The 14,220-nt window shown below is 54.0% G+C and carries 13 protein-coding genes; 11 read left to right on the top strand and 2 right to left on the bottom strand.

All coding sequences use genetic code 11. The annotated features are described in order from the left end of the window. Positions 1–126: 126 nt before the first annotated feature. The 6 genes from HNV11_RS01000 (at position 127) to HNV11_RS00975 (ending at position 7,256) form a co-directional block, all read left to right on the top strand. Positions 127–1,539, top strand: coding sequence for a glycoside hydrolase family 88 protein (locus tag HNV11_RS01000; RefSeq protein ID WP_171737880.1), 1,413 nt, complete (start codon positions 127–129; stop codon positions 1,537–1,539). Positions 1,540–1,553: 14 nt separating this feature from the next. Continuing rightward, a complete protein-coding gene (locus HNV11_RS00995; RefSeq protein ID WP_171737879.1) occupies positions 1,554–2,993 on the top strand; it encodes an oxidoreductase in 1,440 nt (479 codons plus the stop codon). Positions 2,994–3,101: 108 nt separating this feature from the next. Further along, on the top strand, positions 3,102–3,872 hold the full coding sequence (locus tag HNV11_RS00990) for a 3-ketoacyl-ACP reductase (RefSeq protein ID WP_171737878.1): 771 nt from the start codon (positions 3,102–3,104) through the stop codon (positions 3,870–3,872). 65 nt (positions 3,873–3,937) lie between these two features. Beyond that, positions 3,938–5,242: a Gfo/Idh/MocA family protein gene (locus HNV11_RS00985; protein ID WP_171737877.1), complete on the top strand. Its 1,305-nt coding sequence runs from the start codon at positions 3,938–3,940 to the stop codon at positions 5,240–5,242. A 91-nt stretch (positions 5,243–5,333) separates the two neighbouring features. Next, positions 5,334–6,581 (top strand): MFS transporter, encoded by a 1,248-nt coding sequence (locus HNV11_RS00980; protein ID WP_171737876.1) that lies wholly within the window; start codon positions 5,334–5,336, stop codon positions 6,579–6,581. A gap of 333 nt (positions 6,582–6,914) precedes the next feature. Continuing rightward, positions 6,915–7,256, top strand: a complete 342-nt coding sequence (locus HNV11_RS00975) for a hypothetical protein (protein WP_171737875.1) — start codon at positions 6,915–6,917, stop codon at positions 7,254–7,256. A gap of 49 nt (positions 7,257–7,305) precedes the next feature. Here HNV11_RS00975 and HNV11_RS00970 read toward each other — a convergent pair whose 3' ends face one another. Beyond that, entirely contained in the window at positions 7,306–8,454 is a 1,149-nt protein-coding gene (locus HNV11_RS00970) for a YncE family protein (RefSeq protein ID WP_317168040.1), read from the bottom strand. A 143-nt stretch (positions 8,455–8,597) separates the two neighbouring features. On the opposite strand from HNV11_RS00970, the gene HNV11_RS00965 reads away from it, so the two are divergent. Next, complete coding sequence (locus HNV11_RS00965) at positions 8,598–10,040, top strand: Gfo/Idh/MocA family protein (RefSeq protein WP_171737874.1); 1,443 nt, start codon at positions 8,598–8,600, stop codon at positions 10,038–10,040. Between the two features lie 53 nt (positions 10,041–10,093). On the opposite strand, the gene HNV11_RS00960 is transcribed toward HNV11_RS00965, so the two are convergent. After that, entirely contained in the window at positions 10,094–10,927 is an 834-nt protein-coding gene (locus HNV11_RS00960) for a phytanoyl-CoA dioxygenase family protein (RefSeq protein ID WP_171737873.1), read from the bottom strand. A 148-nt stretch (positions 10,928–11,075) separates the two neighbouring features. Here HNV11_RS00960 and HNV11_RS00955 point away from each other — a divergent pair, with 148 nt between their 5' ends. From HNV11_RS00955 to HNV11_RS00940, 4 genes are all read left to right on the top strand, one after another. Further along, positions 11,076–11,945, top strand: a complete 870-nt coding sequence (locus HNV11_RS00955) for an AraC family transcriptional regulator (RefSeq protein WP_171737872.1) — start codon at positions 11,076–11,078, stop codon at positions 11,943–11,945. Between the two features lie 98 nt (positions 11,946–12,043). Then, positions 12,044–13,087, top strand: a complete 1,044-nt coding sequence (locus HNV11_RS00950) for a class I SAM-dependent methyltransferase (protein WP_171737871.1) — start codon at positions 12,044–12,046, stop codon at positions 13,085–13,087. A 51-nt stretch (positions 13,088–13,138) separates the two neighbouring features. Then, positions 13,139–13,444: a (2Fe-2S) ferredoxin domain-containing protein gene (locus tag HNV11_RS00945; protein WP_171737870.1), complete on the top strand. Its 306-nt coding sequence runs from the start codon at positions 13,139–13,141 to the stop codon at positions 13,442–13,444. Between the two features lie 72 nt (positions 13,445–13,516). Next, positions 13,517–14,209 (top strand): YjjG family noncanonical pyrimidine nucleotidase, encoded by a 693-nt coding sequence (locus HNV11_RS00940; RefSeq protein WP_171737869.1) that lies wholly within the window; start codon positions 13,517–13,519, stop codon positions 14,207–14,209. The last annotated feature ends 11 nt before the right edge of the window (positions 14,210–14,220 follow it).

Raw genomic sequence — 14,220 nt, 5'->3', positions numbered from 1 at the left:
GAGTCTCTAATTAAGTCTATATAAGGCAACCGGCTGTATGCTTATTCGTATAAAATCGCTGGTCCATAACGTAGTAAGTTATGGATAGCCTTTCCTTTTGTCGGGGTATTCCTTCCAAACCGACGAATGATTCAGATTAACAACGATCTACAGCCCACCGACTTCTCAACTAAACTTAGCCGTTTCTGGGAGCTTTCCGCCCAGAAAATACGCCTGATTGATCAGCAGTACGACACGGCCAAAGGATCGCCTGTGTTTACGGTGCAGGGCCAATATACCACCCGCGGCTGGACCGAATGGACGCAGGGCTTTCAGTACGGCTCGGCCATTCTCCAATTTGACGCTACCGGCGATCCGTATTTTCTCGATATGGGCCGCAAAAAGACCGTCGAGGTGATGGCTCCGCACGTCAGCCATATCGGCGTTCACGACCACGGCTTCAACAACGTCAGCACCTACGGGAACCTGCTACGGCTGATGATGGAGGGGAAACTTCCTTTCAATGAGCAGGAGCGTAACTTCTACGAACTTGCCCTTAAAATCTCCGGAGCCGTTCAGGCCAGCCGCTGGACAGCCATTAAAAACAACCAGAACACCGATGCGGGCTTTATCCATTCGTTCAATGGGCCGCACTCGCTTTTTGTCGACACCATTCGTTCCTGCCGGGCACTGGTGCTGAGCCATAGCTTAGGACACGTATTTCAGGCCGAAGGCGACGCACGGATCAGCCTGCTGGAACGGGCCATTCTGCACATGAAAGCCACCGCCGACTACTCCATCTTTTACGGTGAGGGCCGCGATACGTATGATCTTTGGGGACGTACCGCCCACGAAAGCGTCTTTAATGTAAAAGACGGTAACTTTCGGTGCCCCAATTCGCAGCAGGGGTATTCGGGCTTTACAACCTGGACGCGCGGACTGGCCTGGGCGATGTGCGGTTTCCCAGAAGAACTGGAATACCTGGCAACGCTCGATGACCGTGAGCTGGAGCCCCTCGGCGGCCGCGAACGGATAGAAGCCTTCCTGCTGAAAGCCGCCCGTGCCACCTGCGATTTTTACATTGAATACACCCCCACTAACGGGATTCCGTATTGGGACACGGGTGCGCCCAACCTGCACAAACTGGGCGATTACCTCGACCGCCCGGCCGATCCGTATAATGAACATGAACCCGTCGACAGCTCAGCAGCCGCCATCGGTGCGCAGGGCCTGCTTCGGCTGGGCAGATACCTGACCGAAAAAGGCGAAGCCGAAGCCGGACAGCGTTACTGGCAGGCGGGTTTGACGGTGCTGCACGCCCTCTTCGATGAGCCCTACCTCAGCACTGACCCGAGCCACCAGGGGTTGATTCTTCATTCGATTTACCACCGACCCAACGGATGGGATTACGTACCCACAGGCAGCAAAATCCCGTATGGCGAGTCGAGTATGTGGGGCGACTACCACGCCCGCGAAGTAGCCCTTTACCTCCAGCGTATCAGTAAGGGCGAGCCGTATTATGCTTTTTTCAGCGGAATATCAACCCACCGGAACGCCTGATTGCCCCTGCCCTCATGAGCGCTAAAAATAAGCCCCGATACCCCCGAATAGCCCAGCTAAAAACAGCTCTTGATTTGCAGAATTATCTGCAAACCAATGCCATTAGTTTACCATTCGACGAAACACTGCTGCCGCCAGCCGATAGTCCCTTCAACCGGTCAATCCAACTGAAATCAGGGAAGGCAATCGGAAACAGCCTCTGTATTCTGCCCATGGAGGGCTGGGACGGGACAACTGATGGGCGTCCTTCATCCTTTACGCGCAATCGGTGGACAAAATTCGCCGTGAGCGGAGCCAAGCTGCTGTTCGGCTGCGAAGCTGTGGCGGTTTGCCATTCGGGTAAGGCGAACCCTAACCAACTGGTTCTGAACACCAACACGTTCGATGATTTTGTGGCCCTGCGCCAACTCATTCTCGACCAGCATACCGAGAAATTTGGCCGCACCGACGACCTGCTGATTGGTCTGCAGCTGACCCATTCAGGGCGGTTCTGCAAACCTCACAGCCACAAAGCGTTCGAGTCGAAGATTCTGTATAGTCACCCGTTTCTGAACAAACGCTTCGGGATGGATGCGGACTACCCCACGTTGACCGACGACGAGATTGATCAAATTATTGAGCATTACGTCGAAGCAGCTGTGCTGGCCCAGAAAGCCGGGTTCGATTTTGTCGATATTAAACATTGTCATGGCTACCTCGGCCACGAGTTCCTGAGCGCGGTCAACCGACCCGGCAAATACGGCGGTAGTTTCGAAAACCGCACGCGCTACCTGCGCAGCATTGTAGAAGGTATCCGGCAGGCCGCGCCGGGGCTGGAAATGGGTATTCGTTTGAGCGCCTTCGATTTTCTGCCGTTTAAAAAAGGCCCCGACGAGGTCGGCATTCCCGAACCCGCCGATCAATACCCGTTTGCCTTCGGTGGTCAAGCCAACGGATTAGGCGTTGACCTAACCGAGACAAAGGCAGTTCTTGACCTCGTTCAGTCACTGGGGATTCAATTGGTGTGCATTACGGGTGGCAGTCCCTACTACAATCCGCACCTGATGCGTCCCGCCCTGTTTCCGCCCTCGGATGGGTATCTCCCGCCCGAAGACCCTCTGCTGGGCGTGAAGCGGCAACTCGACGTAACGCACGAATTAAAAAAGGCGTTTCCCGAACTGGTTATCATCGGCTCGGGCTATTCGTACCTGCAGGAGTGGCTGCCCAATGTAGCGCAGTACGTGCTGCGGATGGGTATGGCCGATAGCGTGGGCTTTGGCCGGATGGTGCTGTCGTATCCAACGATGCCCGCCGATATGCTGGCGGGTCAGCCTCTAACCCGTAACCAGCTCTGCCGTACATTTTCGGATTGCACGACGGCTCCGCGTAACGGCCTTATTTCAGGGTGTTACCCGTTGGACCCAGATTACAAAAAACTGCCCCAGGCGGAGGAGTTAAAAGCGTTAAAAAATTAGTCATACCGGCCTGGCTATGGGTAGTCATTTGTAGTCATTCATCGCCATACAATTCATGACTACAAACGGCTCGACGAAGTAAATGACAATCAAGGACAGCGAAACGTAATGAAAAAAGTAGCGTTCATCACGGGTGGCAGCCGCGGCATTGGCTACGGCATTGCCGAACACCTCGCCAGAGCTGGATTTGATTTAGCAATCAACGGCGTACGACCGGAGGAAGCGGCCCGCGAAGCGCTGGACAGTTTGCGAACCGTGGGCGCCGAGGTGCTTTACTGTCAGGGCGACGTGGCCTCAACGGAAACCCGACGCACGATGCTGGATAACATCCGGTCGCATTTCGGGCGGTTGAACGTCCTGGTCAATAACGCGGGGGTAGCTCCGAAAGAACGGCGGGACATTCTGGAAGCGACGGAAGAAAGCTTTCAGTACGTCCTGACTACCAACCTGCAGGGAGCTTATTTTCTAACCCAGGCTGCTGCCAACTGGATGATTGAGCAGAAATCGGAGCAATCGGATTTTACGGGTTGCATCGTCAATGTGTCGTCCATATCAGCAACGGTTGCGTCGGTTAACCGGGGAGAGTACTGCGTAGCAAAAGCAGGGCTGAGCATGACCACACAGTTGTTTGCGGCCCGGCTGGGTGAATTTGACATACCGGTCTATGAAGTTCGGCCGGGAATTATCCGAACCGATATGACGGCGGGCGTAACCAGTAAATACGATAAGCTGATTGACGATGGCCTTTGCGTCCAGAAACGCTGGGGCTATCCCGACGACGTAGGCCGGGCCGTAGCCGCGCTGGCTCGTGGCGACTTCCCCTACTCAACAGGCCAGGTCATTCTAATTGACGGTGGATTGACTCTGCCGAGGTTATGAGTAAAGTAGTTTTTTAGATCTCCTTTTCTTTCCGATGCATTAGTTCCTAAATCCCATGACCGTCTATGAACAACCAATCCGATTCCCGCAGGAAATTTCTTAAAACGGCCGCTACCGGCTCGCTGGCGGTGCTGAGTATGCCAACCATCATTCCCGCGCACGCCTTTGGCGCAAACGACCGGGTTCGGGTAGCCGTTATCGGCGTAAACGGGCGCGGCACCGACCATATCGCCGGTTTCTCAAAACTCCCGAATGTTGAAGTCGTTACTCTGTGCGACGTCGATAAGAATATTCTGGCGAAGCGGGCGAGTGAGTTTGAAACCAAGTACGGTCGAAAGGTGCAGCAGATTGAAGACCTGCGCCAGGTTTACGACGACAAGAATATCGACGCCGTCAGTATCGCTACGCCCAACCACTGGCATTCGCTGGCGGCCATCTGGGCGTGTCAGGCCGGCAAAGATGTGTACGTTGAAAAACCCGGTTCGCACAACCTCCGCGAAGGCCGGAAAATGGTGGAGGCCGCCAACAAATACAAGCGTATCGTTCAGCACGGCGTGCAGTTGCGCAGCTCAACGGCTATCCAGGAAGCTATCAAGCACCTGCGCGACGGCCTGATTGGCAAGGTGTATATGGCGCGGGGAATTGTTTACAAATGGCGGCCTGACATCGGCAATCAGGGTCCTTCGCCTGTGCCGGAAGGACTGAACTGGGACATCTGGCAGGGACCGGCCCAGGCTAAGCAGTTCAGCAAAAACTACGTGCATTACAATTGGCACTGGTTCTGGGATTACGGCAACGGCGATATTGGTAACCAGGGCATCCACGAAACCGACCTCTGCATGTGGGGACTGGACGTTGGACTGCCGGAAGAGATTACGTCAGCGGGCGGCAAGTTCCTATGGAGTGACTGCAAGGAAACGCCCGAAACGCTGACATCCTTCTACAAATACCCGAAAGAAGGTAAGGTGATTCAGTTTGAAGTTCGCCCCTGGATGACCAACAAAGAAGACGGCGTAGAAATCGGCAACATCTTCTATGGCGATAAAGGCTATATGGTCGTCAACGGTTACAACGACTACAAAACCTTCCTGGGCAAAGAACGCACACCGGGACCAGCCGGACACGCGGGTGGCGATCATTACCTGAACTTCATCGAAGCCGTTCGGGCGCGTGATAAGTCGAAACTTAACGGACCCGTCGAAACCGCGCACCTGTCGTCGGGTATTGCGCATCTCGGCAATATCGCGTATCGCTTAGGCCGGACGCTGAAGTTTGACCCCAAGAAAGAAGAGTTCCTGGGCGACTCGGAAGCCAACGCCATGCTGAGCCGCAAATACCGCGCACCGTACACCGTTCCTCAGCACGTATAAGCGCCTGTTTTACGTATCATCTGACCGTACTAAAATCGGTACGGTCAGATGCATTTTATTTCCAGACCCTATAAAACTTATTCCTGCACCGATGGTCGACCACCCCAAAACGGAGCAACAGAGTCTTGCCCAACAGTTGTTGCAGCTTCCGGTGCTGGTAGCCGCGCTGGGTTATTTAGTGGACATGTACGACCTGTTTCTATTCAGCGTCGTGCGGGTGCCCAGCCTGAAAGCCTTAGGCACGGTTCCGGACCGACTCCTTCCCGACGGGATCATGCTGCTGAACATGCAGATGGCCGGTATGCTGCTGGGCGGCATTTTCTGGGGCGTTCTGGGCGATAAGCGGGGCCGCCTGTCCGTGCTGTTCGGCTCGATTCTGATTTATTCGCTGGCTAACATCGGTAATGGGCTCATAACCAACCTGAGCCAGTACGCCCTGCTTCGGTTTGTGGCAGGCGTGGGCCTGGCCGGAGAGTTAGGTGCCGGAGTTACGTTAGTGACCGAAGTGCTCCCGAAGCAGATACGTGGCTATGGCACCACCATTGTTGCCACCATGGGCGTTCTGGGCGCGATTATGGCCTATTTTGTTGCCGACCTGTTCGACTGGCGTAATTCGTATTTCGTTGGTGGTGGGCTGGGCCTGCTCTTGCTTATTCTGCGGGTCAATGTGTTTGAATCGCGCATTTTTCAAACCGTAAAAGAGCGGCAGGTAAAGCGTGGCGACCTGCTGATGCTGTTCTCCAGTAAAACCCGTCTGTTGAAATACCTGCAGTGCATTCTGGTTGGGCTCCCCATCTGGTTCGTGGTTGGTATTCTCATTACGTTCTCGCCGGAGTTTGGGCAGGCAATGGGGCTTTCAGCACCGGTGGTAGCAGGCAAGGCCGTTATGCTGTCGTTTACGGGGCAGGTATTCGGCGATGTAGCCAGTGGTTTACTGAGCCAGCGCCTGAAAAGCCGGAAAAAGGCTATTGAGGGCTTTATTTTCCTGTCGCTGGCCTTTGTGCTGGTTTATCTGCTGGTACCCTTACAGGATATTGACACATTCTATCTGGTCTGCGTTTTTCTGGGTTTTGCGAACGGCTACTGGGCCCTGTTCGTAACCATCGCGGCCGAACTATTTGGCACCAACTTACGGGCCACGGTGGCCACAACGGTTCCCAACTTTGTGCGGGGCGCGGTCATTCCACTAACATCGCTGTTTGTGCTGGGCAAAAGCTATTTTGGCGTGCTCAATAGCGCCCTGGGGGTCGGGCTTTTAACGATTGTCCTGTCGCTGGCAGCGTTAAGCTTTATGGAAGAAACCTTCCATAAAGACCTGAATTACGTTGAGACCGATTAACCAATTAAGCTTGTCAGAATAACTGACTATCTTATTTCCAGCCCTATAAGATTCGGCCGACGTCTTTCTGATACAGTCGGCCGATGGGCAATTTCTGGCCTGCTACGGCAACATGGCTGAATGAATAAGGACCAGAACAGGCCATGTCTCGATAACCGCCGACGCGGTTCATGGCTGGTCAGCGTTTTTTCATCATAAACAATACTGATTGTCAGATACCTGCTGGATGACCTCAACTAATTGCGGCCGGGCGGTTTGCCAGCGAGTCATTGCGCCTGTTTCTAGTTTTGACTCAGTAAACGACTAATACGAGTCTACAAAACACCAGATCCGATGAGCGCAATTCCTAAACTCCGTTTCGCCATTACGGCGGCCCTTTTTGCCTTAGTGTCATTCGCTTCGCAGGCCCAGACCAAAAACGATACCGTAACACCCCGGGATGGTTTCTGGGTAATCGAAACACCGGCCAAAAGCCGCCAGTGCACCGTTCGTTTTTACACCAGTCGGAGTGAACTGATTTACGAAGAAACCATCAACCGCTGCCTGAACGTCGCCCGCCGACAAACCAAACGGCAGTTGAACGTAGCACTCGAACAGGCCATGTATGTCTGGAATGCCACCCACAAGGTTCCCACCGACCGGCAGTGGGTAGCTATTCAGTTTGAAAAGAAGTAGACTGGCTTTAGCCCTGATCGCTAAATGTTGGCGGTCAGGGCTAAGTCTGTTACCTTATTTCTTTAGTTACCCGGCCTACGCCAAACTGGTCACCTGCCCGAATGGGGGTATGGCCATCGAAGTGAATTTCAACTACTTTCTCGCTTTGCACGGGTCGGCCCTGCTCATCCTGAAGAGTTGCTACAATTTTCTTTGTTTTTACGTCAACTACTTCGCCGGTGGAAGGGTAAGCATAACGGCCATCCAGACTGAAGGTTATCCAGCCGGGCTGATCGCGCATCGCCACATTGCCGAGCTGTTTAGGCGGCATAACCGTCGCGTCGAATACATGGACGCGCTGGTTAGTCGCATCGGCTAGCCAGATTTCTTTTTCGTCCGGCGTTAAGCCAATGCCGTGGCTAGGGCAGCCATGCCGCTTCACCGGCCCTCGCTGAAATCCGGCGACCTCCACCCGGTGCAGCATCTTGCCAGTTGTCAGATCACCCACTTCAAACCCCAGCAGTTCGTTAACATTCGCAAACAGAAGCGTTTGCCGACCATTGACCGTAAAGGGGCGGATGCTGGCACTAAACGGACCAACCTGATGCGTCGAACCAGTGCGGGTATCGACTACCGTCATATAGGGGGAGCGTAGTCCGGCCAGATACACCTGTGACCCATCCAAACCGTATAGCGTGTTGTGCGCGCCGGAATTGGTTATAATTTTTTTCAGCACATTCCCCGTCATTGCATCCACAACGTGCCAGTGCTCTTTTTCGAATGAAGGCAGGTAGATGGTTTTTCCATCGGGCGAGATAGCCATCCGGTCGCAGCCGCCCTCATACTCTTTTTCCCATCGCATTTTGCCCGTAACCAGATCGACACATTGAAGCGAGCTGATTGTACTAACGTAAATGCACTGGGTGGCTAAACTTACGCCGACACCTTTTACGTTCAGCGGCTTGCCTTCTTTATCGAGGCCAGCCGTTGGGATTCGCCGGACGAAGCGGTGGCCATTATCAATATCATAGATCAGAATCCCATGCCCACCATATTCCAGATAGTTTCGTATGCCCGGTGCGGCAACGTAGAGATACCGTCGGGCGGACTTCCGGACTGTTGCCAGTCCAGTGCCTGGATCAGGCATAAACGACGCAGCAGTAAAAAATACCAGCAGGACGCCTACCCACCGAAACCGGGCGAAGAATAAAGGAACCATGTTCGTAGTTTGTTTAGTCAGATGGCCAGATAGATAGCTGTAAACCGGCGCAAAGAATAGGTTTTACGTTCACAAAAAGCAGATAAGGGTAAATCTACTGACCTGAATGCTTTTGCTACTGGATATCAAACCCCCTTCGTCTGATGCAATCCAACCGACGTTTCTTTATAAAAAGTCTGTCGGCGGCTTCGGCCCTGGCCGCTACCCAGAGTCTGGCAAAACCACTCGGTTTTAACTACATCCCCAACCTGATGAAAGTCAGTCCGAACGACAAGATCCGGATTGCGACCATCGGCATGGGTATCCAGGGCAACTACGACACCCGGGCGGCTCTGCGCAACCCCGACGTAGAGTTGGTAGCCGTCGCCGATTTATACGACGGTCGGCTTGAACACGCCAAAACAGCTTTTGGTCAGGACAAAGCCCTGTTCACTACCCGAGATTACCGCGAGATTCTGGTCCGGCCCGATGTCGACGCCGTTCTGGTCGTAACGCCCGATCACTGGCACGATCACATCACCATTGCGGCCCTGAAGGCAGGCAAGAACGTGTACTGCGAGAAGCCCATGGTGCAGCACATCAACGAAGGCAAAGCGGTCATCGACGCCTGGAAGAAGTCGGGCAAGACCATGCAGGTTGGCAGTCAGCGGATCAGCAGCGCAGCGTTCCAGGAAGCCAAACGGATGGTGCAGGCGGGCGAAATCGGTCAGATCAACTATATCGAGTCCAACAACGACCGTTTCAACGCCATTGGGGCCTGGAACTACTCTATTCCACCCGATGCCTCACCGACCACGCTGGACTGGGATCGGTTTCTGGGCGACGCACCCAAGCGGCCGTTTGATGCCAAGCGGTTTTTCCGGTGGCGGAATTATCGGGACTACGGCACGGGCGTAGCCGGCGACCTGTTTGTTCACCTCATCACGGGCGTTCATTACGTCACGAACTCGCTGGGACCAAACCGGATTTTCTCATCGGGCAACCTCGCCTACTGGAAAGACGGTCGCGACGTACCCGACGTAATGACCAGCATCATGGATTACCCCAAAACCGATCAGCACGAAGCATTCCAGATGGTGCTGCGGGTGAACTTCGCCAATGCGGGTAAAATCAACGACGTAACCCGGATCATCGGCAACGAAGGACAAATCGAGTTTTCGGAGAATAATCTGATTCTGACCAAGAAGAAACTGCCCATTGCACCAGGCTACGGCAACTACGACAGCTTCTTCACCTTTACCGAACCCGTGCAGCAGGAGTTCGTGCGGCAATACGACGCGAAGTACCCGCCCGAAACCCGCACGGCCGAACCTGTTAAGGAAGTCAGGTTTGAAGCCCCCAAAGACGACGATGCCCACGCCAAGCATTTCGGGGACTTCTTCAAGAACGTTCGCGCAGGCAGTCAGGGCACTATCGAAGATCCAGTTTTTGGTTTCCGAGCAGCCGCTCCCGTGCTGGCCTGCAACGAAAGCTATTTCGAGCACAAAGTTGTGAACTGGGACCCCGTTACGATGACCAAGAAACCATCTACCGAAGCCCCGGCCAAAAGCACGAAAAAACCGGCAACTACGGCCCGACGGACGTAGCACTAATAAAACAGGCGAGCCATTCGACTCGCCTTTTTTATGATCCCCGGACGTTAGTAACTGAACAGAACCGGGTTTTTCTCGCTTTCGGGTCTGCTCCCAACCGGGAAGCTATCAAGCCAGGTCTGCCAGTCGTCCTGCTGGTAGCGGTTCCGGGGCTTTGTAATGGTCTGGTCCTTGTCCATGTAGATCATGGTCATCACCTTCCGGGGTTGGCTTGATACGTTCGGGCCTGCCCGGTGGAAGGTCCAGCCCGCATGAAAACTGACTTCACCCAGTTCAAACGGCGTATCGTTGAGCGGAAAGTTTTCGCGCTGCAGCGCTTCGGAAAGCAACTGCTCGCTTTCGTCGCTGATCTCCAGGTTGCGGCCAATTTCGACATGCTGGCTGCCCTCGGCAAAGGCGAGCGGCCCCATCTCCATCGGCGTTTCCTGCAGCGGAATCCAGACTGTAACGGTTTTGGGCGTAGCCAGCGGCCAGTAGAACTGGTCGGCATGCCAGGGCGTAATGCCGCCCGATGGTTCTTTATACAGCGCCTGATCGTGGTAAAGCCGAACGCCCTGAACGCCCATCAGATCGGTGGCGATTTTAGCGAGCCGTTTTGAGAAGACAAACTCTTTCGCCCGGTCGTCTTCGCGCCAGAGGTTCATGATTTGTAGGAACGCCCGTTCGTAGGTCGTGCGCTCTTCCATCGGCTTAATGAGCGTATTTAGCCGAAAGACTAGTTCCGTAATGATATCGCCGTAATAGGCAAGCACTTCGGGACTTAGAACGTTTTTCAGCTTTACGTAGCCGTTCTTCTGGTAAAACTCAATGGCTTCGGCGCTCACCTCAAACGGCGCGTCCAACTCCCGGCGCAAAACAGCATTGCTCACTAACGTATCCATAGCAGGTAAAAGCGTATTGGTTGTTGGTTCAGTCGGATTATAGAGCAAATGTAGGCCAGCTGATCCGGGCAAAGTGCTATTCGATTTGCCAAATCATCCATAAATTTGACAACCTTAGCCATCGAAACTCTTTAACCACTCCCAGGCTTTGAAAGCGTTATTCGAAAAAGTAACCATCGCCGAGCAAAGCTCTCTGCTCGTCCGGCGCTTTCAACTGCCTTATTTCGATGCTCCCTGGCATTACCACCCGGAGTATGAACTGACGTTTATTGCCCGTGGCTACGGGCAGCGGTTTGTCGGCGATCATGTCGAGCCGTTTCTGGCGGGCGACCTGGTTTTGCTGGGCCCTGACCTGCCCCACTTCTGGCGCAGCGACGAAACCTTTTATCAGCCTGATAATCCAGAACGGTCCGAATCGGTGGTGGCGCAATTTCCGGCCAGCCTGATTCAGAACGGTCTCCTAACCCTACCCGAAGCCAAGCCGGTGCTGCACCTGCTCGAGCGTGCCCGCTACGGACTGCGATTCAGCCCGGCAGTAAGCGCGGAAGTGGCTCCGCAGATGCAGATGCTAGTAAACCGAACAGACTTTGATCAACTCTTAAACCTGCTGACTATTCTAAACCGGCTGGCGGCTGATCACGAGGCCAGCCTACTGGCCAGCGACGGCTACCGACTGGCTCCCAGCGAAGCCGAAACCGAGCGCATGAAGCGGGTACTGGAGTATGTGCTGGCGCATTTCAGGGAAGAGATGCGTATTGAGCAGATAGCTTCCGTAGCGGGTATGTCATCGGCGGCTTTCTGCCGGTACTTCAAGAAAAAAACCCGCAAGTCGTTTGTGGAATACGTCAACGAACTTCGTATTGGCAACGCCCGCAAACTACTGGCCAACAACGACCTGAGCGTTGCGCAGGTGGGTCTGGAATGCGGCTTCAATAACATTTCTCATTTTCACCGGCAGTTCAAACTTCATACCGGCGTTACGCCCTTACGCTATCAGGTGTTGTCGCGCAGCAAATAAGACCAACTAAACCAGCTCGTTTGTCAAGCGGCAGAAAACGAAGCTTTTTAGACAGAACGGTTTTTCAGGAGTTGTAGGAACAGACGTACCCTTTTCTCATGCAGCTTGTTGTTTCGCCCGAAAACCCGCTTGAGTGGTTTGCCCTTCGCGCTAATCTTGTCGCTATTCCAATTCTCCACGTTCAGATCATGCCCGTACTGGCGAAGGCCGTACTCGAAGCCGCCGATAAAGGCGTGTTCGAAGCCGCCAAAGACGGGCCTAAAACACTCGACGAATTAGTCAGCATACTGAATCTGAATCGTAAAGCCTTAGGCGAACTCATGGGCCTGCTCACGGCGATGGGGTATTTTACGTTCAAAAAAGACCGGTTTACTTTGACACGCATGGCCCGGCGCTTCGCGCTCAAAGATGATCCTTTGTCGGTGTACGGCATGATGATTTTTAACAACCGGGTCGTCTGGGACTGGATGAGCCACCTCGGCGAATACCTGAAAACGGGAAAAGGCGTTCAATACCACGACACGCTATCCCCAGAGCAGTGGCGCTACTATCAGGAAGCGATGGTGGCCGCCAGCAACAACGAAGCGCGGGAGTTTGGCCGCCGGGCACCCGTCCCCAAATCGGCCACCCGGATGCTGGACATCGGCGGCTCACATGGGCAACACTCGGTGGTGCTATGCCGGAAACTACCGGCTCTTACGTCTGTTATTCTGGATCTGCCACCCGCCATTGAGCAGGCGGCCCCGTTGCTGGCTCAGCAGGGTATGGGCGAGCGCGTTCAGCACCAGTCCGGCAACGCCCTGACCGACGATTTTGGCGACGCTCAGTTCGATATTATTCTATTATCGAGTCTGGCGCACCATTTTACGCCGGAGCAGAATCAGCTGGTCGCGAATAAAGTCGCCAGGGCGTTACGGCCGGGGGGCGTCTTTATTGTCAATGAGTTTATTCGTCCTGAAATCGGCGCTAAACCCGAACTGCTGGGCGGCAGTACCGACCTCTTCTATGGTCTGAGCAGCACAGCGGGTAACTATTCCATCGCCGAAATCCAGCACTGGCAGCAAACGGCGGGCCTGAAACGGTATAAGGTTGTCCGGTACACGACAGTACCCGGCCGGGCAATGGTCGTGGCGAAGAAATGACGGTCGCGTCGGGTTCGTTACGTACCTTTGGGAATTGATTTGAACAACCTCATGAAATACAAAAAGCACGTTTTTATCTGCAACAATCAGAAAGTTGCGCCCAAGAAATCCTGCGGTGAAGCACACGGCAACGAACTAGTCGACGCGTTTAAGACCGCCCTTGCCGAGCGGGGCTTATTGAAAGATATGCGGGCTCAGCGAACCGGCTGTCTCGACGCCTGCGCCTTTGGCCCGACGCTGGTGGTTTATCCGGAAGGCACGTATTATGGCAACGTACAGCTCTCCGACGTCGACGAAATAGTGGATAGTCATCTGGTGAATAATCAGCCAGTTGAACGACTCCGCCTGGATTTCTAACGCTCAGTCATCCGCGAGCTGGCTGTCTGGTTGACAGTTCGCGGATGACAGAACTGAATAGCTCATCAACGGATGAAGTATAAACACCTTTTTTTCGACCTCGACCATACATTGTGGGATTTTGACCGAAACTCGGCGGAGTCCATCGCTGAACTGTTCGAAACGTTTCGCCTGGTTGATGTGGGGATTGCCTCCGCAGCTGAATTCAGCAGGCATTTCATTGCCATCAATAAAAAGCTCTGGGCCGATTACGACAAAAACCTGATTACCCATGCCTACATCCGCGAACACCGGTTTCCATTGGTGTTCCAGGCGCTGGGGGTCCAGGAACACACGCTTTGCACCGATCTGAATACAGAGTACCTGCGGCTACTGCCCCGTAAACCGCATTTGCTGGAGTCGGCCCGCGAGGTGCTGGAATATTTAAAAGATCGCTACACGATGCACATCATCACGAACGGCTTTGCTGAAATTCAGGCCATTAAGATGGATAGTGCCGAGATTGCGCATTTTTTCACGAACGTCATTACGAGCGAAAACGCCAACGCCAAAAAGCCAGACCCGCTGGTTTTTCAGTATGCCATGGAGGTTAGCGGAACCAACGCATCCGAAAGTCTGATGATTGGCGATAATTACGAAGCTGACATTCTGGGCGCTAAAAGCGTCGGGCTGGACACCGTATTCTACAACACGGCAGCCGCCAGTGTGGACGATCCGCCAACCTACGACATCCGGCACTGGAAAGAGCTAATGGCGATTTTGTAAAATTGGCCTTA

Source organism: Spirosoma taeanense (assembly GCF_013127955.1).
Classification (GTDB): Bacteria; Bacteroidota; Bacteroidia; order Cytophagales; family Spirosomataceae; genus Spirosoma; species Spirosoma taeanense.
This window is presented reverse-complemented; position numbering and strand designations above follow the sequence as displayed.

What these genes read in the sequence shown, in the direction of transcription:
- HNV11_RS00965 (WP_171737874.1), top strand. Translation starts at nt 8,598, where the DNA reads ATGCAATCCAACCGACGTTTCTTTATAAAAAGTCTGTCGGCGGCTTCG.
- HNV11_RS00990 (WP_171737878.1), top strand. Translation starts at nt 3,102, where the DNA reads ATGAAAAAAGTAGCGTTCATCACGGGTGGCAGCCGCGGCATTGGCTAC.
- HNV11_RS00995 (WP_171737879.1), top strand. Translation starts at nt 1,554, where the DNA reads ATGAGCGCTAAAAATAAGCCCCGATACCCCCGAATAGCCCAGCTAAAA.
- HNV11_RS00985 (WP_171737877.1), top strand. Translation starts at nt 3,938, where the DNA reads ATGAACAACCAATCCGATTCCCGCAGGAAATTTCTTAAAACGGCCGCT.
- HNV11_RS00970 (WP_317168040.1), bottom strand. Translation starts at nt 8,454, where the DNA reads ATGGTTCCTTTATTCTTCGCCCGGTTTCGGTGGGTAGGCGTCCTGCTG.
- HNV11_RS00945 (WP_171737870.1), top strand. Translation starts at nt 13,139, where the DNA reads ATGAAATACAAAAAGCACGTTTTTATCTGCAACAATCAGAAAGTTGCG.
- HNV11_RS00940 (WP_171737869.1), top strand. Translation starts at nt 13,517, where the DNA reads ATGAAGTATAAACACCTTTTTTTCGACCTCGACCATACATTGTGGGAT.
- HNV11_RS00975 (WP_171737875.1), top strand. Translation starts at nt 6,915, where the DNA reads ATGAGCGCAATTCCTAAACTCCGTTTCGCCATTACGGCGGCCCTTTTT.
- HNV11_RS00950 (WP_171737871.1), top strand. Translation starts at nt 12,044, where the DNA reads ATGCAGCTTGTTGTTTCGCCCGAAAACCCGCTTGAGTGGTTTGCCCTT.
- HNV11_RS00980 (WP_171737876.1), top strand. Translation starts at nt 5,334, where the DNA reads ATGGTCGACCACCCCAAAACGGAGCAACAGAGTCTTGCCCAACAGTTG.
- HNV11_RS00960 (WP_171737873.1), bottom strand. Translation starts at nt 10,927, where the DNA reads ATGGATACGTTAGTGAGCAATGCTGTTTTGCGCCGGGAGTTGGACGCG.
- HNV11_RS01000 (WP_171737880.1), top strand. Translation starts at nt 127, where the DNA reads ATGATTCAGATTAACAACGATCTACAGCCCACCGACTTCTCAACTAAA.